Here is a 23,189-nt window from a genome sequence, read left to right on the forward strand (position 1 = left end):
TCAGCCGCCCTCGGCGGCGACCACCGGCAGCGAGCGCCGGGCGGGCCGCGCCTCCGCGCCGCCCCGCTGCCGCGGACGGGCCGCGGCGCGCGCCGCCTCGGTGAGCTCGGCCTGCAGGGAGTGCTTGTTCGCGCGCGCGATCGAGACCTCGACGACCTCGCCGAGGAGATCGAGCTCCCCCGCGCCCTCGATGTGCGCGATCTCGTGGCGCCCCGTCCGGCCGGACCAGAGCGCGCCGCCCGGGCCGCGCTCACCGCCCGCACCACGCTCCTTGTCGCGCCCCTCGACGAGCACCTCCTGGGTCGTCCCCACGAGGGCCGACAGGTGGGCGGCGAGCAGCGCCTCGCTCTCCTCGAACAGGCGCGCGAGCCGCTCGCCCTTCACGCCCTCGGGCACGTCGTCCGCCAGCTTCAGCGCGGGCGTGTGCGGCCGGCGCGAGTACTTGAAGCCGAACAGCCCCTTGAACCCCACCTCGCGCACGAGCGACAGCGTCGCCGCGAAGTCGTCCTCCGTCTCGCCCGGGAAGCCGACGATGATATCGGTCGAGAGCGTCAGCCCCGGGACCGCGTCCACGAGGGACCGCGTCCTCGCCACGTACTCGGCGCGCGTGTAGCGGCGGATCATCCGCCGGAGGACCCGATCGCTGCCCGACTGCACCGGCATGTGCACGTGGCGCGGCAGCACCGGGAGCTCGGCGTGCGCGAGGACGAGCGAGGGCGTGAGGTGCCGCGGGTGCGGGCTCGTGTAGCGCAGGCGGGCGAGGCCGGGGACGTCGGCCGCGACGCGCCGGAGCAGCGCCGCGAACTCGCTCTCGTCCGGGTCGTCCGCGCTCGCGCCGGGGGCCCGCGGCAGCGCGCCGAGCGGGTCGCGGTAGCTGTTCACCGTCTGGCCGAGGAGCGTGACCTCGCGCGTCCCCGCGGCCACGAGCCCCGCGATCTCCGCGACGATCTCGTCGCTCGGCCGGTACCGCTCCGGCCCGCGGGTGTGGGGGACGATGCAGAACGAGCAGCGCTCGTCGCAGCCCTTCATGATGGTCACGAACGCCGTCGGCGCGGCGCGCGACGCGGAGGACCCGGGCGACGGCGACGCCACGAGGAAGCGGGGGGCGTCGAGGTCGAACACCGTGCGCGCGATCGGCAGCCCGCCGATCGCGAGATCGCCGAGCAGGCCGGGCAGCTCCGGGATGTTGTCGGGCCCCACCACGACGTCGATCGCGCGCATCTGCTTGAGGAGGCGCTCCCCCTCCTGCTGCGCCACGCAGCCCGCCACGACGAGCACCCGGTCCGCGCGCTCCCGCTTCCAGCGCGCGAGGCGACCCACCTCGCTCCGCAGCTTCTGCTCGGCCTTCTCGCGCACGCTGCACGTGTTGAGCACGAGCACGTCCGCCTCGTCGGGGCCGCCGGCCTCCGTGTAGCCGGCGCGGCGGAGCACGTCGTGCATCCGCTCGGAGTCGTGCACGTTCATCTGGCAGCCGAACGTCGTGATCGAATACCGGGGCATCGAAGCGACGCACGCTCTAACAGAAGGGGCCCGAGGCCGCCACCTCGCGCGCCAGGCGCCCCGCGGTCGACGCCGCGACGCCGCTCCCCTCGCCCACTCCAGCCGCCGCCCCCGCCGCGCGGCCGCCCTCCGTCTCCAGCACCGCGCGGCCCCCTCCACCACCGCGGCCGCCCTCCGTCCCTCCAGCGCTGCGCGCGCGCTCCTCTATCCTCGAAACCGCGCGGCACGGCCTATCCTCAAAACCGCGCGGCGCCGCTAGCCCGCGCCGGACGACGCGCACAGCTCCAGCGTCGGCTCGACAACACCGCGCGCCACGCTCCGCCAAAAGGACACTGACGCGGCGCGGTACCATGTTAACAATCGGGCTCGGGAGGAGACCGATGGCGAAACTGGAGAACCTGGTAGAACTGCTCGATCGCGCACTGGAGCGTCATGGCACCCGGCCGCTGTTCGGCACGAAGACCGAAGGCCGCTGGGACTGGATCACGTATGCGGAGTTCGGGCAGCTCGTCGCCAGGTTCCGCGGTGGGCTGGCGTCGCTCGGCGTCGAGCGGGGGGATCGGGTGGCCCTCATCTCCAACAACCGCGTCGAGTGGGCGGTCGCTGCTTATGCCTGCTTCAGCATGGGTGTCGCCGTCGTGCCGATGTACGAGGCGCAGCTGCCGAGCGAGTGGGCGTTCATCATCAACGATTGCGAGGCCGTGGCCGCGATCGTCGCCACACCGCAGATCTACGGTAAATGCAGGGATCTCCACGAGAAGGCGCCCTCGCTGAAGCACGTCGTCTGTCTGTTCGACCCCGACGGGGCGAGAGACGGCGTCCCCGGCGCGAAGACCAGCTCTTACAAGGAGCTCCTCGCCGCCGGCGAGCGGAGCCCGGCCCCGGCCATCCAGCCGACATCGAAGGACACGGCGTGCCTCATCTACACGTCGGGCACGACGGGCAACCCCAAGGGGGTGATCCTGTCGCACGGCAACATCTCCTCCAACGTCTGCGCCGTGCTGGATCTCATCCCGTTCGGCAGCGGCGATCGTAGCCTGTCGTTCCTCCCGTGGGCCCACTCGTTCGGCCACACCGGCGAGCTCCACGTGATGATCACGGTGGGCGCGTCGATGGCGCTGAGCGAGTCGGTCGACAAGATCGTCGCGAACCTCGCCGAGGTGCACCCCTCCGTGCTGATGAGCGTCCCGCGGATCTTCAACCGCATCTACGAGGGCGTGCAGAAGCAGATGACGGAGAAGCCCGCTGTCATCCAGGCCCTGTTCCGCTCGGGGCTACGCGCGGCGACGAAGCAGCAGAAGGGCGAGCCCCTCGGCCTCGTCGAGCGGCTCACGCTGGCCGTGGCGGACCGCGTCATCTTCTCGAAGATACGCGCCAAGTTCGGCGGCAAGCTCAGGTATGCCATCAGCGGCGGGGCGGCGCTCGCCTATCAGGTGGCCGAGTTCGTCGACGCGCTCGGCATCACCGTCTTCGAGGGCTACGGCCTCACGGAGACATCCCCCGTCGCCACCGTGAACTACCCGGGAGCCCGCCGCCTCGGCAGCGTGGGCAAGGCCATCCCGGGCGTGAAGATCGTCATCGACAAGTCGGAGACGCACGACCCGAAGCAGGGAGAGATCGTGGTCTATGGCCCGAACGTCATGGTGGGCTATTACAAGCGCGACGAGGAGAACAAGGCCGTCTTCACGGAGGACGGCGGCTTCCGCACTGGCGATCTGGGCTACCTCGACGACGACGGCTACCTCTTCGTCACGGGCCGCATCAAGGAGCAGTACAAGCTGGAGAACGGCAAGTACGTCGCGCCGGCCCCGCTCGAGGAGAAGCTCAAGCTGTCCCCGCTGATCAACGGCGCGATGGTCCACGGCGACAACCGCCCCTTCAATGTGGCGCTGATCGTGCCCGAGATGGCGGCGCTCACGGAATGGGCGCGGGGCGAGGGGCTCTCGTTCGAGTCGACGGACGCGATGCTGAGGCACCCGCGGGTGATCGCGCGCGTCCAGGCGGAGGTCGACAAGTACGCGTCTGATTTCAAGTCCTTCGAGAAGATCAAGCAGATCGCCCTCTCGGCCGAGGACTTCACGGCGGAGAACGGGACGCTCACGCCGACCCTGAAGCTGAAGCGGCGCGTGGCCCTCCAGAAGTACGGGTCCGCGCTCGAGGCGCTCTACGGCGGCGCGGGCGGCGCGGGGAAGACCGCCTCGCGCGAGGCCGCGCAGCCCAGCTGAACCTCCCGGCGCTCCTCCCGGCCGGCCGTCCCTCCCCGCTCCCGTTCGTCCCCGCCGCTCCCCACCGTAGCCGCCGCTCCCCGTCCACGCCCTCTCCCCTCCCGGCGCGCCTTGGCGTACGCTGGGCGCGCCGACGCGGGCGCTGCGCCGGTCGACGAACGGGAGCGGCATGGCGACGACAGGCACCCAGAGGCGAACGCTGTATCCCGAGATCGAGCCGTACCGCGCGGGCAGGCTCCGCGTGTCCGATCTTCACGAGATCTATTTCGAGGAGTCGGGCAACCCGCGCGGCAAGCCGGTGGTCTTCGTGCACGGCGGCCCCGGGGGCGGCACGGAGCCGAAGCAGCGGCGCTTCTTCGACCCGGCCGCCTACCGGATCGTGCTCTTCGACCAGCGGGGCTGCGGCAGGAGCACGCCGTACGCGTGCCTGGAGGAGAACACCACCTGGCACCTGGTCGCGGACATGGAGGCGCTCCGCGAGCACCTCGGGATCGAGCGCTGGCAGGTGTTCGGCGGCTCGTGGGGGAGCACGCTGTCGCTGGCCTACGCCGAGCGGCACCCGGAGCGGGTGACGGAGCTCGTGCTCCGCGGCATCTTCCTCCTGCGGAAGCAGGAGCTCGACTGGTTCTATCAGCGGGGCGCGAGCGTCATCTTCCCCGACGCGTGGGAGGAGTACCTCGCGTTCATCCCCGAGGCCGAGCGGGACGACCTGCTCACGGCGTACCACCGGCGCCTCACGAGCCCGGACCCCGGGGTGCAGCAGCGGGCGGCGCGCGCATGGAGCGTCTGGGAGGGACGGACGAGCTGCCTGTTCACGAACCACGAGCTCGTCGCGAAGACGTCAGGTGAAGAGTTCGCCCTCGCGTTCGCCCGGATCGAGTGCCACTATTTCGTGAACAAGGGGTTCTTCACGGCGGAGACGCAGCTGCTCGACGACGTGCACCGGATCCGCCATATCCCGACCGTCATCGTGCAGGGCCGCTACGATGTCGTCTGTCCGCCGGAGAGCGCGTGGGCGCTCCACCGCGCGTTCCCCGAGTCCGATCTGCGCATCGTGGCGGACGCAGGGCACTCGGCGATGGAGCCCGGCATCCTGCACGAGCTGGTCGAGGCGACCGACCGGTTCCGTTGACCGGCGGTCGACGAGCGCGGCCGCGGCGAGCGCCGACGAGCTCGCTGAGCGCCTGTACGCCGAACACCGTATTTCGCGGTCAACCAACTCCCGAGCGCCGCTCGCAGCCTCTCGCTCTCCATGAATCCGGGCCGCGCAAAGGTGGATGAGCCTGCTCCGGCCTGCCTCTCGGAGTGCGATCCTACTGAATCGTGTCGGTCTTGGCTCTCTGGCCGCTTGCGCCACGTGGGATCGGTCTTTAACGTAAACAAAGGGAAGGGTTGATTCCCCCGTGGAGGCTTATGGCGAAAAAGGCAGCACGGAAGACATGGATCCTGGTCTCCGACGCAAGCCGCGCGCAGCTCTATCGCGAAGAGCCTGCGGGCAAGGGCTTCACCCTGCTCGAGTCCTACAATCATGACGAGAGCCGGGCGCGCGTGCGGGATCTGATGGCCGATGCCCACGGCCGCAAGCCGAACGGCACCTCCGGCGGGAACGGCACCGTTGGCGGCGGCCCTGGGCAGTACCTTGGCCGCCCCGGCGCCGCCCCCGACACCGATCCCAAGGAGGTCGAGAAGCAGAAGTTCGCCCAAGAGCTCGCGGAGGTGCTGGAGAAGGGGCTGAACGAGCACGCCTACGAGTCGCTGGTGCTCGTCGCGCCGCCGCACTTCCTCGGCCTGCTCCGCGGCACGGTGAGCAAGCAGGTGAGTAATCACATCGAGACCAGCGTGGACAAGGACCTGAGCTGGCTGGACGGCCCCCGGCTCACGGAGCGGCTGCGCGAGCTGCGGGCCGGATAGCGCCGCTCCCCGCCACCTCGAACGTGTAGGCGATACCGAGCCCCACGACGTTCGCTCGAGCGCTGTAGGCTCCGCCGTTGATGGTGTTCGGGCTCTCCGGCGGGTTGGCCCGCACCGGGCTCACCTGCGGGAGCCGCGCGTCCCTCGGATCGACCCTCACGTCCGCTGCGAAGGCGTGTGCATAGCTCGCGTCCAGGCGGAACCGGCCAAGGTGGACGCCGAGGCCGGCCGCCGTCGTCAGCTTCGTCGCGTCGATCGTGAGGACCGACAGGTACTCGGGCGGAACGGCGCTCTGCTCGAGGCTCACACCGGCGCGCAGATCCCACCGCAAGCCCGCGAGATCGAAGGAGTATTCGCCCCCGAGCCTCGCCGAGAGCGAGCTCTTGAACCGCCGTGGGAACGAGACCTTCGGCACGCGGAACTCCTCGGGGAAGCCGGCCACGTTCCGGAGCACCACGCCGTCGGGCTCGACGAGGATGTCGTCGTGCATGCCCCAGCCCTCGACGCCGGCCCCGAGCTCGACGCGCAGGTCGTCCCCGACCCGCGCCTCCACGCCGGCGCGGAGGACCCACGGCAGGTCGAACGCGACGTCGGCGTCCTCGCCCTCCTGGACGGCGCGCTCGAAGACGGGCGCCGCGGGGAGCCGCGCCCTGAATTTGGCCGGCGCGCGCACCCAGACCGGCAGCTGCAGGGCCAGGCCGACGCGCCAGCGCCGCGTCGGGACGAAGAGCGCCCCGAGCTGGCCCGTCGGCGCCACGATGGGCGCGACGCTGAGCTCGGAGAGGATGTCCCACTCCGGATCTTCCGGCGCGCAGAACATCCGCTCGGGGAGGCAGCCGGAGACCACCATCCGGCTGTTGAACGTGCCGACAAGCGCGCCGATCCCGGCGCCGAAACGCCACTCGGGCGACGGCGCGTACGCCGCCCCGACCCCGAGGAACGCGAGCGCCGAGCCCTCGAGCGTGAGCAGCGCGTAGCGCTGGGGCGCCGGCGTGCCGTTCACCTGCCCCGGATAGCTGGAGAGGGCCGCGTACGGCGCCCAAACCCCGCCCCACACGACCCACCGCGGATCGACCTTGAACGACGCCGCCAGCGTGGGGATCGGCAGCACCGGCGCGCTGCCGGTGACCGGATCCATCGTTTGCACGAAGCTCGCGCCCGTCGGCTCGCCGGTGTTCGGATCGACCTGCCGCACGATCGCCTGGCGCGTGTGCCGGCTGCGCCACTCGAAGAGCCCGACGTCGAGCAGGACCTGGGCGCCGGCCTCGTAGACGCCCGCGGGGTTGTAGGCGATCGCCCCGAGATCGTCGCCGCCGGCGATGTACGCGCCGCCGCGGGACGACGGGCGGACGCCGCGATCGGTGAAGTACAGCCCGGCGGCGCCGGCGTCGCCCGCGGGCAGGAAGAGCGCCCCCGCGGCGGACGCCACGAAGAGCACGGCGCGGATCGTGGGCTTCTGCACGGGGGTCACTCCCGCGCCCGGCGCTCGATGATGGCGTAGATCTGCTCGAGGCCGCGGGTCTCGTCGGTCAGGAAGTCCCTGGCCGAGACAAGCAGCTGCCGGTAGTCCTCCGCCGTCAGCGGCGCGCCGCTCCCGGCCTCGGTGCGGTTCACGTCCGCGAACGCGTCGAGGAACACATCGATCGGCGTCCGGCCGTCCGCCATCGGCGCCACGAGCGCGGGGAGCACGTGATCCATCGCGTGGTACCTGTCGTAGCGATCGTCGTTCAGCGCCTTGAGCGCGTTGAGCCCCGCGTCGGCCGCGCCCGGGCCGCCGGCGCCCCCCGCCGGGGTCAGCGCGGTCGACGCGACCCGGAGGATCCGGCGCGAGGCGTCGTCGTCGGCGAGGAGCTGGAGGCCGTCGGCCAGCGTCGCCAGCAGCGCCTCAAGCTGTGGGCCGGCCGCGTCCGCGTCGAGCAGGTAGGTGAGGAACCGCTCGACCTCCCGCCGCGCCGGCTCGTGCGCGCGGACCGCTTCCAGGACGTCGACGGAGGCGGCGAACAGCGGGTGGCTCACGAGGTCGCTCACCGCCGCGCCGAGCTCCTTCTGCGCCCAGGCGCACCGCCCCGTCGTCTCGCGATCGGGGCAGTGGGCGTTCAGCTGCTCCCGGACGACGCGCAGGACGAGGGCGCCCATCCTCGGGAGCGCGCGGTTCTTGAACCGGGCCTCCGGCCCCGACCCCTCGACCGCGAGGAGCGCATCGACGAGCTCGTCCACGCCGCGCTTCCACTGGCCCTCTCGCTCGATGGCGTCGGGCGCATGGCGCTGCGCGAAGCGAGCGTCGATGGCGTTCAGCGCGTCGGCGAGGAGGGTGAACACCGTGAGCTGGTCCTGGACCCGACCATCCACCCACGTGGCCTTCCTCTTTCCCCAGCGGTCGACCATGCCCACGCCGGCCGCGTAGCGGGTGCTGAAGAGGATCCGCGCGAGCTTCTCGATGGCCTCCGCCGTCGTCCAGGTCTGACCTGCCGCGGGGCCGCGCCGCACCGTCACCGGCGCGAGCGGGTCGCTCGCGATCCGGGCGAACGCCACCGACGATGCGAGGACGTCGTCGGCCCGGAGCGCGTCGGCGATGAGCGGCTCGTACGAGTTGGCCCCTGCCTCCGAGCAGTAGGCCGTGTTGGTCTTGGGCGAGCCGGCCTTGACGCACTCCGGCCCGTGCTGCTTGCCCGGCCAGTGACGGTACGCCGTGCTGAAGAGATCGATCAGGAGGTCTTCCCCCGTGGAGTCCGGGGCGACCTCGGCGAACGCCGCCACGATGGGGCTCAGGTACTCGCCGAGCCCGAGCTGCTCCAGCAAGAAGGCCGTCCCCGGATGGCGCACCCGGATCAGGTTCTCGGGGGAGCTGCACTCGTTCACGCCCAGCGCGTTCCTCGGGCAATGGATCGTGCCGGCCGGCTCGAGCGTCCCCGAGATGAACAGGTTCGTCGTCAGGTTCATGTCCGATAACGTCCGGAAGGGATCCAGATCCTGCAGCGACGGGAACCTGTCCGAGTCGGCTCCGAAATAGATGAGTCGGTTCAGCGCGGCCGGGGTGGGATGGCTCGTCAGGCCGTGGATGCCGCTCGAGGACTCGAGTATCGAGTCCGTCACGGCGAGCGCGAGGACCGTGGGCTTGACCTCGAGCACTGCCTTCTTCGGGTGCCCCTCCGGGAGGAGGGAGTCGAGGTAGAAGGCCGCCAGGTTGTCGATCTGGAACAGCTCGCACTCGGCGTACTCGACGAAGGGCACCGTGACCTCGAAGACGCTGACCACCGCGCCCTCCTTGTTGCACTGCCTGACGCCGGCGGTGTCGTGCATGAGCTGCATCAGCCGCTCCATGCCCGAGCGGTTGTCGCCGATCTTCGGCTTCGTCTGATCCACAGGCGTCCGCGGCTCGGCGATCGTCGGCGCACCGACCGTGAGGTTGATCGCCGGGCCGTTCAGGTCCTTCGGGTCGTACGCGTACCGATCGCGGGTCGTGAGCATCCCGGCGATCGCGTCGCCCGCGTGCCGCGCGTGGCCGCGCGAGGCGAGGAGCGCGTCGCTCCCGAGCGCCTCGATCAGGCGCGCCACGAGCCCCGGCTGCTCGACGGCCCTGCCGAGCGCCGCCGAGAGCTCGTCCCAGAGCGGCGCCTCGCCGTCGATCTGCGCGGGCGCCTCCTTGCCCTGGGCGGCCAGCCGGTCGTGCTCGCGGGCGATCCCGCGGATGCGCAGCGCCGCGCCGGTCATGCGGGCGAGGTCCGCCTCGTGGTTCTCGAGCAGATCGATGAGCGTGAGGAGGAGGGCGTCCGAGTCCTTGTCGGCGAGCACCTGGCCGAGCGCGTGCGCCATGTCGGCGAGCGGCGAGTCCTCGCCCCGGAAGCGGCGGTACGACAGGCAGCCGTCGCACCGCTCGCCCGCCGGTACGATCCTGTCGCGCCGGAAGTCGTAGCGGGCTTCCTCGCGGTCGCCGTAGAGCATGTACGCGCCGGCGAGCGCGTACATGAGCCCTTCGTGCTCGGTTCGCCACGGCTCGGGATCGCCCTTGCCCGCGTACCGGGTCCCGTCGACGAGCGGCACGATCGCCCGCAGCGCCGCGCCGAGGACGGTGCGGGAGGTGTCGATGTAGGCGTAGAGCTCCGGCGAGAGGCGCCCGAAGTCGTCCCGCGGCGGCGAGGTGACGCCGGGGACGGCGAACGGCGGCTCGATCGCGAGCGGCGCGCCGCTCCGGTCCACGAACCTGCCGGACGCGTCGACGTCGGCGAGGCCGTCGCGGTCCGTGTCGGCGAACGGCGCGGGGACGCCGTCGCCCTGGGGGAGGACCCACCCGCGCCCATCGCGGCGGGCGATGAAGCTCGACGGCGGCGAGGCGAGCTCGCGGTCCTCGGCGAGCAGCGCCGCCTGGGCGAGCTCCAGGGTCGTGCGCGGGCGGCTCGGCTGCGCGGTGGCGGCGTCGATCGCGAGCGGCGCCCGCGCCTCCAGCGACAGCGTGGCCAGCCCCTGCTCGCCGGCCGCGAGCAGCGCCTGGAGCGCCGGCGCCCCCGGGCCCCCCGGGCCGAGCACGTCGAGCGCCGCCGCGGTCATCGGGCGCAGGCCGGTGTACCCGAGCGCGGCGCGCACCACGCCGAGCCCCACCTCCGCCGGCCGGTAGCCCTGGCGCCCCCAGACGCTGGCGAGGGCGCAGACGGGCTCGTCCTGCTCCTCCGCCCGGTCGCAGGCGATCGGCTCCCGCTCCCGCTGCCGTCGCTGCTCGCCTTGCAAGCGGCCCGCGTTGTCCTCGCCGCCGTGGATGAGCGCATCCAGCAGCCGCGCCATCCCCCGCGTCGACTCCGGCAGGACCGCCGGCGCCGCCGCGTCGAAGGGGTTCGTGTCGTAGAGCGGCGCCAGGGTCTGCGACAGGCTCAGGACGGCGTCGTGCAGCCGGATCTTGCCGCCCCCCTCCCCGGGCGCGACGTTGTCGATCTCGACGTCCGGCACCGCGGCGTTGACGGCGCGCACGAGGTCGCCGCGCCACCGCGCCATGGCCTCCACCTTGGCCACGCCGAGCCTGCGCGCCCGCTCCGCTCGCTCGCCGGAGACCGGCGGGAGCAGCGAGGTGTCGACCTCGTCCTCGTACCGGCCCTCGACGTCGTAGTGACAGACGCGCTGGTACGAGGCGCCCGTGTGGTCCTCGTAGAGGCTCGACGCGCCCACGCGGTCGCAGAGCATGCCGAAGACGTCGTCGCCCAGGCCGTGGCCTACCACCACGCTGGGAGGCGCCTTGCGGGTCGTGTCGAGCGGCTCGTGACACGAAGCGACCGCCCCGCAGGCCGCGGCGAGCGCGGCCAAGCGGAGCACGACAGCGGCCGTGGAACGCAGCGGACGCCTGGGCATGACGACAACCTCCCCCAGTTACCCCCAGGGTATACGATTCCACCTCGGGTGCGTAGCGGCTTCGTACCTCCTGGGGCGTCGGGAGGCGGCCCCGGAGCGCGCGTTCTCCAGGGTCACTGCGCTGCGACAGGGACGGCGGCGGTCTCGTGGGTATAGGCTGCGGAGCGATGGCGATCCAACCCACCCCGCTCACCGCTGTCGTTCTCGCTGCCGGACAAGGGACTCGGATGAAGAGCGCCCGACCGAAGGTGCTCCACGAGCTCTGCGGTCGGCCGATGCTCCACTACGTCGTCGACGCGGCGCTGGCCGCCGGCGCCTCGGACGTCGTGGTCGTCGTGGGCCACGGCCGCGCCGAGGTCTCCGCGACCCTGGACCGGGCGTTCGGCGCCCGGGGGAAGAAGGTCCGCACCGCGCTCCAGCCCGAGCAGCGCGGCACGGGCGACGCGGTGCGCTGTGCCATGCCGCAGATCGACGCGACCTCCGAGGCGGTCCTCATCCTGTGCGGCGACACGCCGCTGCTCGATCCGGAGCAGCTCACGCAGCTCCTCGGGGCGCTCGACCGCGCGGGCGACGCGCCGATGGCGCTGCTCACCGCGCAGGTCCCCGATCCGACCGGATACGGCAGGATCCTGCGCGACGCCTCGGGCCGCGTGATCGGCATCCGCGAGCACAAGGACGCGACGCCCGAGGAGCGCGCGATCGCCGAGGTGAACCCCGGCGTCTACCTCGCCCGCAGCGCGTTCCTCGGGCGCGCGCTGGCCGGGCTGACGACGGACAACGCGCAGGGAGAGCTCTACCTGACCGACATCGTCGCGCAGGCGGCGAAGGCCGGCGGCGCGGCGGCGGTCGTGGCCAGGGACGTCGGCTCGCTCGTGGGCATCAACGACCGGGCGCAGCTGGCCGCCGCCGAGGAGGTGCTCTACGGCCGCATCGCCGACCGGCTGCGCAAGAGCGGCGTCACGATCCGCACGAGCGCCCGCGTCGACGCGGGCGTGGCCGTCGAGCCGGACGCGGTCATCGAGCACGCCGTGGTCCTGCGGGGCGGGACGCGCGTGGGCGCGGGCGCGCGCATCGACGTGGGCTCGGTCCTCACGGACGTCGTCGTCGAGGCGGGCGCCTCGGTGAAGCCGTACACGGTCGCCTCGCAGTCGTCGATCGGCGCCGGCGCGCAGATCGGGCCGTTCTCGCACCTCCGCCCGGAGAGCCAGATCGAGGCCGACGCGCACATCGGCAACTTCGTCGAGACAAAGAAGACCGTGGTCCGGAAGGGCGCCAAGGCGAACCACCTCGCCTACCTCGGCGACGGCGACATCGGCGAGGGCGCGAACGTCGGCGCCGGGACGATCTTCTGCAACTACGACGGCTTCCGGAAGCACCGGACCGAGATCGGCGCCGGCGCCTTCATCGGCAGCGACTCGCAGATCGTGGCCCCGGTGAAGATCGGCGCGGGCGCCTACGTGGCGACGGGCACGACCGTGACCCGCGACGTGCCGGACGAGGCGCTGGCGATCGGCCGGGTGAAGCAGGAGAACAAGGAAGGCTACGCGACGCGGCTGAAGGCGCGGCTGAAGGACGCGGCGAAGAAGTAGCGGGCCAGGCGCGCGTTGAGCGCGCCAAGTCCTCGCAGAGAAACCCGAAAAGAGAACCGCACGGGACCGCGAGCGGCGGTCCCGACCCAGGTCGACGTGGCGCCGTGCTGTTCACGCACGGTGGGGGACGGCAGCGAGGCGACCGGCCGAGCTGGCGACGTCACACCTTCCAGCGACGGAGACACGCGGCGAGCGCACCGGCGCTCCGGCCCGAGCCCCCGGCCGCCGCTGCGGTTCGGCCCCGACAGCGACCGCACAGGGGCACTTTCGCGCGCCGCCGACGGCGCCCGTGCTCGCCCGGCTGCGCGCTGGATCGGCTCGAATCCTGGGAGGGCACGGATCTCGCTTGTGCCTGCGTATGTGATTCAGTTCACATTTGCAAGACAGGAGCTCCATGCCGACGTACGAGTTCAAGTGCAACGACTGCAGCGCCGAGTTCGAGGTGATCGCGTCGCTCTCCGAGTTCGAGCGCCAGAAGCGGGAGCACACGGTCCGGTGCACGGCCTGCGGCGGCTCGAACGTCGAGCCGGAGATCGTGGCGTTCCAGGTGCAAACGGCGCGAAAGAGCGCCTAGGCGGAGGGGCACCGCGACGTGTCGAGCGAGAACTACCACGAGCTGCCGGAGCTCCTGTCGGAGGCGACAAAGGAACGGCACCGCGCGATCGTCTCGTTGATCGAGGAGCTCGAGGCGATCGACTGGTACCAGCAGCGCGCCGAGGCGTGCACGGACGCGGAGCTCCGCGCCGTGCTGCTCCACCACCTCGAGGAGGAGGTGGAGCACGCGATGATGAACCTCGAGTGGCTCCGGCGGAATGATCGCGTCTTCCAGGAGAAGATCGACATCTATCTGAACAGCCAGGGGCCGATCACCGAGGTGGAAGCGGCCGAGGAGGCGGCGAAGCTCGGCGCCACGGCGAAGGCCGGCGCCATGGCGCCGAGCGGCGCGCTCGGCATCGGGAGCCTGAAGGGGACATGATCATGGATCTGCGCAAGCGGGAGCTCGCTCCCATCCTCCCCGCCGCGTGGGACCTCATCGATCACGAGGCGACGCGCGTGCTCAAGCTGCACCTCGCGGGCCGCAAGCTCGTCGACTTCCGCGGTCCGTTCGGCTGGGAATACGGCGCCGTCAACACGGGCCGCGTGCGCCCGATCGAGCGGAAGGAGGCGTCCTCGGTGAGCGCCGGCGTCCGCCTCGTGCGGCCGCTCGTCGAGCTCCGCGCGCCCATCCGCCTCGATCTCGCCGAGCTCGACGCCGTCGGGCGCGGCGCGCAGGAGCCCAACATCGAGGACGTCGTGCGCGCCGCCGAGCACGCCGCGCGCTTCGAGGACGGCGCCATCTTCAACGGGCTCGCGGCCGCCGGGATCGAAGGGATCCTGGAGGTCGCGCCGCACAAGCCCGTTGGAATCCCCGCGCCAGAGGCGTGGCCGCGCGCCGTGGTGGAGGCGAAAGAGGTGCTCCGCGCCGCGGGGGTCGACGGTCCCTATGCGCTCGCGCTCGGCGCAAGGGCGTACGACGAGGTGGCCGCGGCCGCGGAGGACGGCTATCCGCTCCGCAAGCACATCGAGCGCCAGCTCATCGACGGGCCGATCGTGTGGGCGCCCGCGCTCGAAGGCGGCGTGCTCCTGAGCACGCGAGGCGGCGACTTCGAGCTGACCGTCGGGGAGGATCTATCCATCGGCTACGACGGGCACGACAGACAGATCGTCGAGCTCTTCCTCACCGAGAGCTTCACCTTCCGCGTGCTCGAGCGCGCCGCGGCGGTGGCGCTGCGGCGAGGCTGAACACCACACCACCGGAGCGCGATGCGGCTACTCCGCGTCGCCGACCGCGGCGCTCTCGCCGTCGCGGAGCGACGGGATGGCGTGGCCCATCCGGAGGCGCTTCGCCTCGAGGTAGGGCGCGGAGAACGGGTTGGCCGGGACGATGGCCGCCGAGCGCGACGCGATCCGGACGCCGAGCGCTCGGAGCGCCTCGATCTTGTCCGGGTTGTTCGTGAGCAGCCGGATCGACTCGATGCCGAGGTGCTCGATCATCGCGGCCGCGGGCTCGTAGCCGCGGGCGTCGTCGGGCAGCCCGAGGATGCGGTTCGCGTCGACCGTGTCGTGGCCGAACGCCTGGAGCTGGTACGCCCGGATCTTGTTGGCGAGCCCGATGCCGCGCCCCTCCTGCCGCAGGTAGAGCACGACGCCGAGCCCACGGCGCCCGATCTCGGCCTGGGCCGCCTCGAGCTGCTCGCGGCAGTCGCACTTGAGGGAGCCGAACACCTCGCTCGTGAGGCACTCGGAGTGGACGCGCAGCGTCACGTCCGACTTGCCGCGCACGTCGCCCATGACGAGCGCAACGTGATCGGGCGATAGCCCCTGGTCGGGGCTCGTCGCCCCACCGAAGTGGAACACCAACATCTGAAAGACGCCGTGCTTCGTGGGCACGGGCGCCTGGGCGCGAATATCGAGCTGAGGCCGGATCGCCGTCGTCGGGACGTGCATCTCGCTCTCCTGGTGGAGGAAATCTGGGTCGCGTGTCAAGCAAGGAGCGCGCCTGGGTTGCCCGCTACCCTGCCCTTGTCCGGCCACCCCTGAAGGTGGCGTCAATCAGGTAGCGTAAGCACCTGGCAGGAACAAGGTAAGCTCTCCAAGTTGTTGCTCCAAGGACATACCCGCAGCAGCCGATCAGCTTCGGCGCCGGGGCGACGGGGCATCGGCGGTGAGCCAACCAACCATCGAGGCGCCGGCGGACCGTCGGGGCGCCGGAGAGGCCGGAGGCCGCCGCGCGCGCCTCAGAACCAGCCGGGTTGCATCCTGGCGTACGAGTCCTCGCCGGAGCGGCAGAGCGCGGCGAGCGCCTCGACCCGGGGCAGCTCCGTCGAGAGCCAGTACTGCGCCGCGCAGAGCTTGCCTTCGTAGAAGCCGGCCGGAGCGGAGCCCCTGGCGAGCCCTTCCCGGGCGGCCGCGGCCATCGCGAGCCATTGCCAGGCCACCACGACCACGGAGACGAGCTCCATGTAGTCGGCGCTGTGCCGCAGCATCCGCTCGGCATCGCCGCGCATCCCCGCCTCGGCGAGGTGCACCGTCACGTCGCCGAGCAGCGCGATCGCCGCGCCGAGGCGCTCGCACCACGCGGGCTCGACGCCGGCCCGCTGCGCCCGGCCCATCGTCTGCTGGATCTCGCCGCCCAGCGCGATGAGCGCGGCGCCGTTTCCGGCCACGACCTTCCGGCCGAGGAGATCGAGGCCCTGGATCCCCGTCGTGCCCTCGTGGATCGAGTTGAGCTTCTGATCGCGGAGCCATGCTTCCGGGAGGTACTCGCTCGAGTAGCCGTAGCCCCCGTGGACCTGGACCGCGAGGGCGTTCGACTCGAAGCCCTTCTCGGCGGGGAAGGTCTTGGCGACGGGGGTGAGCAGGTCGAGGAGCCGCTGCGCGCGCTCCCGCTCCGCCGCGTCCGCGGCGTGCGCCGCGCGATCGGCGTACAGCGCGGTCGTGGAGATGAGCGCGAGGCTGCCCTCCACGATGGCCTTCTGCCGGAGCAGCATCCGGCGCACGTCGGCGTGCTCGATGATCGGCACCTGCGGCGCGCCCGGGTCCTTCGCGCCGAGCGGCCGGCCCTGCGGCCGGACGAGCGCATAGGCGAGCGCCTCGTGGTAGGCCGCCGAGGCGGTCGCCGCGGCGTTGGCGCCCACCTGGATCCGGGCCTCGTTCATCATCTGGAACATGCAGGAGACGCCCTGGTGGGGGCTGCCCACGAGGTAGCCGTGGCAGTCTCCGTTCTCGCCGAAGCTGAGCGACAGGCTGGGGATGCCGCGCCAGCCGATCTTGTGGATCATGCCGGCGACCTCGACGTCGTTCGGGACGAGCTGTCCGCCCTCGATCCGCCGCTTGGGGACGGCGAACAGGCTCACGCCCTTGACGCCCCGAGGCGCGCCCTCGATGCGCGCGAGCGTGAGGTGGACGATGTTCTCGGTGAGGTCGTGATCGCCGCCGGAGATGAAGATCTTCGACCCGCGGACGAGGTAGTGGCCCGCGTCGGTCCTCACCGCGCTCGCCTGGACGTCGGCCAGGCTCGATCCGGCCTGGGGCTCGGTGAGCGCCATCGTCCCGGTCCACTCGCCGGCGTACATCCGGGTCATGAAGGTGGACCGCAGGGCGTCGTCGCCGAACGTCTCGATGAGGTGGGCCGCGCCGACCGTCAGGCCGAGGTAGCCGCACGCGCTCAGGTTGGCCGCCTGGAGGTAGACGCCGGCGAGCGTGGCGACGACGAGCGGCAGCTGCTGGCCCCCCACCTCGGCCGGCCGCGCCGCGGTGAGCACCCCGAGCTCGACCATCGGCCGGAAGACCTGCTTGAGCGCGGGGTGCACCGTGACGGCGCCCCCCTGGAAGCGCGGCGGCGCCTCATCGACCGGCCTGTAGGTCGGGAACAGCACCTCCCGCGCGAACCGCCGGCAGCTCTGGAGGTAGAGGTCGAACGTGTCGCGCGAGTGATCGGCGAAATAGGGGAGCTCGCAGAGGCGCGGCGCGTCGAGCACCTCGTAGAGGAGGAACTCGACGTCGCGGTCGTTGAGCAGCGGGTTCTGGGGAGCGGTCATCGTGTCTCTCGCCGGCCTTGGCGCAAGCTAGGCGCCGAGGGAGCGGGATGTCGAGGGCTTGTGTCGGCCGTGGGTCCGGCGACCGTGCGGAGACGCGCGCCGGGGGATCGCGACGGCGCGGCGAAGCCGCCGGCGTCGCGGCGGAGGGCGTCGTCAGCCGGGGAGGAACCCGTCGTCAGCCGGCCGGGTGCCATCGTCAGCCGGAGAGGCCCCCGTCGTCGGCCGGCCGGGTGCCACCGTCAGCCGGCGGGAACCTATCGTCAGCCGAGGTGCAGCTCGTCGTCCTCCGGCGGGAACCCATCGTCAGCCAAGGTGCGACTCGTCGTCATCCGGAGGTGGACCCGGCAGCTCCATGGCACTCCGGCCCAACGCCTGAATTGAGCCGCGCCGCGAAGCGGCGTCGGCTTGAATGAACTGTTAGGCCTGCGGGGGCTTATTTGTCCGACCATGCGGCCAACTCATTGCCGCTTGGGTCCTTGAAATGAAACCGTCGCCCGCCTGGAAACGAAAATATGTCGCGCGTAACCTCGCCGCCGGCCGTAACCACCCTGGCGCGCGTGGCATCGAGGTCGGAGGTGTAGATGACCACCAACGGCTTACTCGGACGATGCTCTGGGTCTGCGTTGAGGCCGCTACCCAGGCCACTGCTGGTCGTGTCGGCGTAGTTGTGGCTCCAGTCCTGGTAGGACCAACCGAAAGCCTCAGCAAAAAATCGTTTGGACCGTGTGAGTCCGGCAACGGACTTGGCCGGGAACTCGACGAAATCAATGCAGTTTTCTTTGCGGGTTGCCATGTTCGCTCTGATGTTGGTGCGCAGTCCTAACGCCCTGGCGATAATCAGCGGGCGAAGCCCACCTTATTCATCGCTTTGTTGGACCGCATCCGTCAACCGTCAGGAGAGCACTTCGGCCGCAGTCTTCGCCCCTCCTGGTCCGCCCAACGTCGCAGTTAACTGTGAAGCACGGCCTATCTCCACGGTCCAGCATGTAGGCCGCGAGCCGCTGCGGCTCATCTTTGTATTCCCTCGGACGAGCTGCATCTCCTCAGAGTCTATCCTTCATTCCCGGAGGTAGGCCGCGGCGTTCGCGGCCTACCTGCGCATATGCGGAGATAGACCGTTGCTGCTTAGCCGCCTATCCCCAAGCCCTGCTTCCCGGGCAGAGCCATAACCGCTACAGCGTCGCGGGCCTCCGCCGCTGCGCCGCGCGCTCGAGGCGACACTCCGCGACTCGCCGCTATCGTCGCGGGTGCCCGAGCCCTCGGCTGGCCGCACATCCAACGACCGGCCCTAGCGCTCGGGAGCGGCCGGGTGCGCCGGTCCGGCGGGCGCGTGGTGCTCGCGGCGCCTCGCCCGGAACCGCGCCACGCGCCCCTGCACGTCGTCCGCGACCACGTAGAACGCCGGCACCACGAGGAGGCTCAGCGCCGTCGAGACGACCAGACCGCCGATCACCGCCGCGGCCATCGGGGCCCGGATCTCGGCGCCGGGGCCGAGCGCCAGCGCCGATGGGACCGCCGCCATCAGCGTCGCGATCGAGGTCATCAGGATCGGCCGTAGCCGCACCGGGCCGGCGCGGAGCATCGCCCCGCGCGCGTCGATCGCCTCCCCTGCCCCATCGCCATCCGCGCCTTCGCGATCCGCGCCCTCGTGGGCCGTGTGTCCGCCGTCGCGCCTCACCTCGATCGCGTGATCCACAAGGATGATCGAGTTCTTCTTCACGATCCCCATGAGCAGGAGGATCCCGATCATGCTGAAGATGTTGAGCGTGTGCCCCGTCAGCAGCAGCGCAAACGCAGCGCCCGCGATCGACAGCGGCAGGATCGTCAGCACCGTGACCGGGTGCAGGAACGAGTTGAACTGCGACGCGAGCACCATGTAAGCGACGAGGATCCCGAGCACCAGCGCGAAGAGGAGGCCCCCCATCGACTCGCGGAACGTCACGCTCGCGCCGCCCAGCACAAGGCGGTAGCCGGCCGGCAGATCCCGGCCGAGCTCCTCGACGCGGGCCACCGCCTCGCCCTGCGAGCGCCCCGGCGCGACGTTGCCGAAGACCGAGATCGCACGCTCGCGGTCGCGGCGCGTGATCGCCTGGAGCGCGGGGCGCTCCTCGTACGTGACGACCGACGTCAGCGGGACCAGCGCGCCCGACGCGCTCCGCACCTGGATGCGCGCGAGATCCTCGGGCCGGCTCCGCTGCTCCGCCAGCAGGCGCGCGCGGACGTCGATGCGGCGCCCGTTGTCGTTGTACTTGGCGACGCGCCCGCCGCCGATCAGCGTGTTCAGCGTCGTCGCGATGGCCTCGACGCTCACCCCGAGATCCGCCGCGCGCGCCCGGTCGGGTACGATGCGGAGCTCGGGCATGCCGAGCTGGTAGTCGGAGTCGAGATCCACGACGACGCCGCTCTGCGCGAGCTCGGACCGGATGCGCTCGCTGTGCTTCGTGAGCTCGTCCCAGTCGGGGCCGCGGATCGAGAACTCGACAGGAAACCCGCGCTGCGCCGTGAAGCCCGACTGCGAGAGGTCCTGGACCACGGCGCGCAGGCCGGGGTAGCCGTTCAGCTCCTTGCGGAGCACGCCCTGGAGATCGGCCTGCGAGAGCGACCGCTCGTCCGCCGGCTTCATCGTGACGAACAGGATGCCCGTGTTCACGCCGCCCCCTCCGCCGAAGCCGCCGACCACGGCGAAGACCCGCTCCACCGCCGGGCTCGCGCTCACCGCCGCCTCGGCGCGGCGGAAGAGCCGGTCGGTCTCCTCGATGTCCGAGCCGACCGCCGTCTGCAGGCGGACAAGGAGCCGCCCCTGGTCCTGCGACGGGACGAACTCCGTCGGGAGCCGCTGCATGGCGACGATCGCGCCCGCGAAGAGGATCGCGCCGAGCAGCACCACCGCGACCGGGAACCGGAGCGCCCGGGCGAGCAGCCAGCCATAGCCGCGGGAGAGCGCCTCGAAGCCGCGGTCGACGCGCTGCCCGAGGCGGCCCCGGCCCTCGCGGGAGACGTCGAGGATCTGCGCGCAGCGGGCGGGCGCGAGGGTGATCGCCTCGAGGTACGAGAGGAGCACGGCGATGCAGAGGGTCACGCCGAACTGGAGGAAGAACCGGCCGACCACCCCCTCCATGAAGATGATCGGGAGGAAGATCGCGACGACGGCCAGCGTCGCGGCGAGCGCCGCGAAGGTGATCTCGGCCGTGCCCTCGCGGGCGGCGCGGACGCGGTCCTTCCCCCCTTCGGCGTGCCGGTGGATGTTCTCGAGCACCATGATCGCGTCGTCGACGACGATGCCCACGGCGAGCGAGAGCCCGAGCAGCGTGAAGGTGTTCAGCGTGAAGCCGAGGAAGTAGATCGCTGCGACCGTGCCGAGCAGCGACATCGGGATGGCCAGGACGACGTTGATCGTGCTCGAGAGCGAGCCGAGGAACATCCAGCAGACGAGGGCCGTGAGCGCGATGGCCATGCCGAGCTCGAGCTCGATCTCGTGGACCGACTCCTCGATGAACTTCGTCGAGTCGAAGTTCACGCCGACCTCCATCCCCTCGGGCAGGGACTTCTGGACCTCCGCAAGCGCGGCCCGGACCCCACGGGCGACCTCGACCGCGTTCGAGCCCCGCTGCTTCCTCACGCCGAGGCCCTGGGCCGGCTCGCCGTTCACCCGGGCGAGCCGGCGGACGTCCTCGAAGCCGTCCTCGACGAGCGCGACGTCCTCCAGGTACACCGTGGCGCGCGCCGACGACGGCGGCCCCGCCGTTTGGGCCGCGCCGCCCGGCGGAGCGGCGCCGCCCGGCTGAGCGGCGGCGCCGGGGTTGCCCTCGCGGAGGACGATCCTCTTGAAGGTCGCGAGATCGAGGGCCTCCCCCATCACCCGCACGTTGAGCTCCCGCCCTTGGGTCTCGATGCGGCCGGCGGGGAGCTCGATGTGCTGGCGGCGCAGGGCCTCGGTGACGTCGGCGACGGTGAGCCCCTTCTCGGCGAGGCGATCGGCGTCGATCCAGATGCGGACGTTGCGCTCGAGGTAGCCGCCGAGCGTGAGCTCTCCGACGCCGGGCACCGTCTGGAGCTTCTCCTTCAGCCGGTAACGCGCGATGTCGGCGACGAGCTGGGGAGAGAAGGGGCCGGAGAGCCCGACCCACATGATCGGCTGATCCTCCGGGTTCGTCTTCGAGACGACGGGCGGATCGAGGTCGAGCGGCAGCCGCCGCTGCGCCTGGGAGATCTTCGTCTGCACGTCCTGGAGCGCGACGTCGACGTCGCGCGACAGGTCGAGCTCGATGGTCACAGAGGCGCTCCCCTGGCGCGACGTCGACGTGATCGATCGGATCCCCTCGACCTGGACGGCCGCCTCCTCGAGCGGCTCGACAACGTCGTGCTCCATGATCTCGGGGGCGGCGCCCTCCAGCGTCGCGGAGATGGTGATGGTGGGGAAGTCGACGTCGGGGAACTGGCTGATGCCGATGCGCGACACGGCGACGAGGCCGAAGACGATGGTCGCGGCCATCAGCATCCAGGCGAAGACCGGCTTCCTGAGGCAGGCTTCGGTGAGGCTCACGGCACGCTCCGCTTCGAGCTGGCGGGAGAGGTCGCCGGCGACGCGCCGGCCGAGGAGGCCGGCGGTGACGCGCCCGCCGGGGGTGCAGGCGGTGACGCGCCGGCTGAGGAGGCCGGCGGTGACGCGCCGGCCGGGGGTGCAGGCGCTGATGCGCCGGCCGCGGACGTGGACGGCGACGCGCTGCCCGGGGATGCGGGCGACGTCGCGCCCGCGTCCGTGCTCCCCTCGGTGTGCCCCGCGGCCTTGCTTCCGGGCACGCTGCCCGGCGGCGCGATGCGGACCTGCGCCCCCTCGCGCAGCGCCTCCGCGCCGCGCACCACGAGGAGCTCTCCCGCGGAGAGCCCCGACTTGACCTCCACCCGCCCGTCGGGCGTGCGCAGCCCCAGCGAGAGCACGCGCTCGTGCGCGGTGGTGCCGTCGACCACGTAGGCTAGGAACCCTCGCTCGCTCGGTCGCACGGACGTGAGTGGGATGACGGGAGCGTCGCCGCTCGCGCCCACGGGCACGGTCACCTCGGCGAAGGTGCCGGGGCGCAGCAGCTCCTTGCCCTCGCCCTGCACCTCGCCGGTCACGGCGACCATGCGCGTCGCCGGATCCGCCGCGTCCGCGACGTGCGTCAGCTTGGCGCTGTAGGTCCGCGCGTCGCCCTTCACGGTGAAGCGCGCCTCCATGTCGGGCCTGACACGCAGGGCGTCGGCGGCGGGGATCTGGAAGCGGAGCAGGAGCGGGTCGCGGCGCAGGAGCGTCGCGAGCACGGTGCCGACGGGCACGTGCTGGCCGGTCTGCACGGTGCGCGTCTGGATCTTCCCCTCGATCGGGGCGCGCACGTAGGCGTCGCGCAGGTTCAGGAGCGCCTGATCGACCGCGACCTTCGCCTCCGCGACCTGCGCGGCGGTCGTCGCCGCCCTCGACCGCCAGGACGCGACGTCTTCCTTGCTGAAGACGCCCTCGGCGCCCTCGGCCTCGCGCCGCTCGAGCCCCGAGGCGGCCTCGGCCTGGGTGGCGGTCATCCGCTCGAGCGTCGCGCGCGCCGCGCGGACGGCGAGGTTGTACCGGGCCGGGTCGATCTCGACGAGCACCTGCCCTGCCTTGACCTCGGCGCCCTCCATGAACCGCACCGCCTCGACGACGCCGGCGACGCGCGCGGTGAGCTGCACCTGCTCGAACGCCTCGACCGCGCCGACGGCCGATACGGCGTATTCGACCCGCTCCGCCGCGACGGGCACGACCTCGACCGGGAAGCTGAGCCCCTGCTTCGCGGGCTTGCGCCCCTGCTCGGGCGAGGCCTCCCCGCCCTTCTTGCAGGCCGGAGATCCGAGGAAGACAAGCCCCGCCACCAGGGCGAGCGCGGCCAAGCGAATCGGTTGGAGCACCATCTAGTGCAGGCTTAGCGCAACTTGCGCCGCTGTGCGCGGGCCCGAGCGAGGGTGACCGGGCAGCGTCACACCGGCCACAGGCTGCGCAGCGGGGCGTGCGCGCGGCCGGGCCTGCGCGCGGCGGGCTTGCG

General features: G+C 71.7%; 15 protein-coding genes. 7 read left to right on the forward strand and 8 right to left on the reverse strand.

The window, feature by feature from the left end; translation table 11 throughout:
• A complete protein-coding gene (miaB, locus tag WME90_RS27690) occupies positions 1 to 1,500 on the reverse strand; it encodes a tRNA (N6-isopentenyl adenosine(37)-C2)-methylthiotransferase MiaB (RefSeq protein WP_437275013.1) in 1,500 nt (499 codons plus the stop codon).
• A 380-nt stretch (positions 1,501 to 1,880) separates the two neighbouring features.
• On the opposite strand from miaB, the gene WME90_RS27695 reads away from it, so the two are divergent.
• The 3 genes from WME90_RS27695 (at position 1,881) to WME90_RS27705 (ending at position 5,636) form a co-directional block, all read left to right on the forward strand.
• The gene (locus tag WME90_RS27695) at positions 1,881 to 3,725 is read left to right on the forward strand and encodes an AMP-dependent synthetase/ligase (RefSeq protein ID WP_437275014.1); all 1,845 of its coding nucleotides are present in this window, start codon (positions 1,881 to 1,883) and stop codon (positions 3,723 to 3,725) included.
• A 169-nt stretch (positions 3,726 to 3,894) separates the two neighbouring features.
• Positions 3,895 to 4,857: a prolyl aminopeptidase gene (gene pip, locus WME90_RS27700; protein WP_437275015.1), complete on the forward strand. Its 963-nt coding sequence runs from the start codon at positions 3,895 to 3,897 to the stop codon at positions 4,855 to 4,857.
• 281 nt (positions 4,858 to 5,138) lie between these two features.
• Positions 5,139 to 5,636, forward strand: coding sequence for a host attachment protein (locus tag WME90_RS27705; protein WP_437275016.1), 498 nt, complete (start codon positions 5,139 to 5,141; stop codon positions 5,634 to 5,636).
• On the opposite strand, the gene WME90_RS27710 is transcribed toward WME90_RS27705, so the two are convergent.
• Complete coding sequence (locus WME90_RS27710; RefSeq protein WP_437275017.1) at positions 5,602 to 7,098, reverse strand: OmpP1/FadL family transporter; 1,497 nt, start codon at positions 7,096 to 7,098, stop codon at positions 5,602 to 5,604. The genes WME90_RS27705 and WME90_RS27710 overlap by 35 nt on opposite strands.
• A gap of 5 nt (positions 7,099 to 7,103) precedes the next feature.
• Complete coding sequence (locus tag WME90_RS27715; protein ID WP_437275018.1) at positions 7,104 to 10,970, reverse strand: hypothetical protein; 3,867 nt, start codon at positions 10,968 to 10,970, stop codon at positions 7,104 to 7,106.
• Between the two features lie 167 nt (positions 10,971 to 11,137).
• On the opposite strand from WME90_RS27715, the gene glmU reads away from it, so the two are divergent.
• From glmU to WME90_RS27735, 4 genes are all read left to right on the forward strand, one after another.
• A complete protein-coding gene (glmU, locus tag WME90_RS27720; protein WP_437275019.1) occupies positions 11,138 to 12,559 on the forward strand; it encodes a bifunctional UDP-N-acetylglucosamine diphosphorylase/glucosamine-1-phosphate N-acetyltransferase GlmU in 1,422 nt (473 codons plus the stop codon).
• Positions 12,560 to 12,953: 394 nt separating this feature from the next.
• Complete coding sequence (locus tag WME90_RS27725) at positions 12,954 to 13,133, forward strand: FmdB family zinc ribbon protein (RefSeq protein ID WP_437275020.1); 180 nt, start codon at positions 12,954 to 12,956, stop codon at positions 13,131 to 13,133.
• An 18-nt stretch (positions 13,134 to 13,151) separates the two neighbouring features.
• The gene (locus WME90_RS27730; protein ID WP_437275021.1) at positions 13,152 to 13,535 is read left to right on the forward strand and encodes an encapsulin-associated ferritin-like protein; all 384 of its coding nucleotides are present in this window, start codon (positions 13,152 to 13,154) and stop codon (positions 13,533 to 13,535) included.
• A 2-nt stretch (positions 13,536 to 13,537) separates the two neighbouring features.
• Positions 13,538 to 14,341, forward strand: coding sequence for a family 1 encapsulin nanocompartment shell protein (locus WME90_RS27735; RefSeq protein WP_437275022.1), 804 nt, complete (start codon positions 13,538 to 13,540; stop codon positions 14,339 to 14,341).
• A 27-nt stretch (positions 14,342 to 14,368) separates the two neighbouring features.
• On the opposite strand, the gene ribA is transcribed toward WME90_RS27735, so the two are convergent.
• The 5 genes from ribA to WME90_RS27760 form a co-directional block, all read right to left on the reverse strand.
• On the reverse strand, positions 14,369 to 15,046 hold the full coding sequence (gene ribA / locus WME90_RS27740; protein WP_437275023.1) for a GTP cyclohydrolase II: 678 nt from the start codon (positions 15,044 to 15,046) through the stop codon (positions 14,369 to 14,371).
• Between the two features lie 290 nt (positions 15,047 to 15,336).
• Positions 15,337 to 17,139: an acyl-CoA dehydrogenase gene (locus tag WME90_RS27745; RefSeq protein ID WP_437275024.1), complete on the reverse strand. Its 1,803-nt coding sequence runs from the start codon at positions 17,137 to 17,139 to the stop codon at positions 15,337 to 15,339.
• 433 nt (positions 17,140 to 17,572) lie between these two features.
• Positions 17,573 to 17,932 carry a VOC family protein gene (locus WME90_RS27750; protein WP_437275025.1) on the reverse strand — a complete coding sequence of 120 codons (360 nt, stop codon included), beginning with the start codon at positions 17,930 to 17,932 and terminating at the stop codon, positions 17,573 to 17,575.
• A 495-nt stretch (positions 17,933 to 18,427) separates the two neighbouring features.
• On the reverse strand, positions 18,428 to 21,682 hold the full coding sequence (locus WME90_RS27755; protein ID WP_437275026.1) for an efflux RND transporter permease subunit: 3,255 nt from the start codon (positions 21,680 to 21,682) through the stop codon (positions 18,428 to 18,430).
• Positions 21,679 to 23,058 (reverse strand): efflux RND transporter periplasmic adaptor subunit, encoded by a 1,380-nt coding sequence (locus WME90_RS27760; RefSeq protein ID WP_437275027.1) that lies wholly within the window; start codon positions 23,056 to 23,058, stop codon positions 21,679 to 21,681. The genes WME90_RS27755 and WME90_RS27760 overlap by 4 nt, the downstream gene beginning before the upstream one ends.
• Positions 23,059 to 23,189 lie beyond the last annotated feature (131 nt).

Source organism: Sorangium sp. So ce375, from assembly GCF_051473855.1.
Lineage (GTDB): Bacteria > Myxococcota_A > Polyangia > Polyangiales > Polyangiaceae > Sorangium.

Bases quoted from the DNA above. Each gene is read 5' to 3' on its own strand.
- miaB (WP_437275013.1), bottom strand. From the start codon at position 1,500: ATGCCCCGGTATTCGATCACGACGTTCGGCTGCCAGATGAACGTGCAC.
- WME90_RS27695 (WP_437275014.1), top strand. From the start codon at position 1,881: ATGGCGAAACTGGAGAACCTGGTAGAACTGCTCGATCGCGCACTGGAG.
- pip (WP_437275015.1), top strand. From the start codon at position 3,895: ATGGCGACGACAGGCACCCAGAGGCGAACGCTGTATCCCGAGATCGAG.
- WME90_RS27705 (WP_437275016.1), top strand. From the start codon at position 5,139: ATGGCGAAAAAGGCAGCACGGAAGACATGGATCCTGGTCTCCGACGCA.
- WME90_RS27715 (WP_437275018.1), bottom strand. From the start codon at position 10,970: ATGCCCAGGCGTCCGCTGCGTTCCACGGCCGCTGTCGTGCTCCGCTTG.
- glmU (WP_437275019.1), top strand. From the start codon at position 11,138: ATGGCGATCCAACCCACCCCGCTCACCGCTGTCGTTCTCGCTGCCGGA.
- WME90_RS27725 (WP_437275020.1), top strand. From the start codon at position 12,954: ATGCCGACGTACGAGTTCAAGTGCAACGACTGCAGCGCCGAGTTCGAG.
- WME90_RS27735 (WP_437275022.1), top strand. From the start codon at position 13,538: ATGGATCTGCGCAAGCGGGAGCTCGCTCCCATCCTCCCCGCCGCGTGG.
- ribA (WP_437275023.1), bottom strand. From the start codon at position 15,046: ATGCACGTCCCGACGACGGCGATCCGGCCTCAGCTCGATATTCGCGCC.
- WME90_RS27745 (WP_437275024.1), bottom strand. From the start codon at position 17,139: ATGACCGCTCCCCAGAACCCGCTGCTCAACGACCGCGACGTCGAGTTC.
- WME90_RS27750 (WP_437275025.1), bottom strand. From the start codon at position 17,932: ATGGCAACCCGCAAAGAAAACTGCATTGATTTCGTCGAGTTCCCGGCC.
- WME90_RS27760 (WP_437275027.1), bottom strand. From the start codon at position 23,058: ATGGTGCTCCAACCGATTCGCTTGGCCGCGCTCGCCCTGGTGGCGGGG.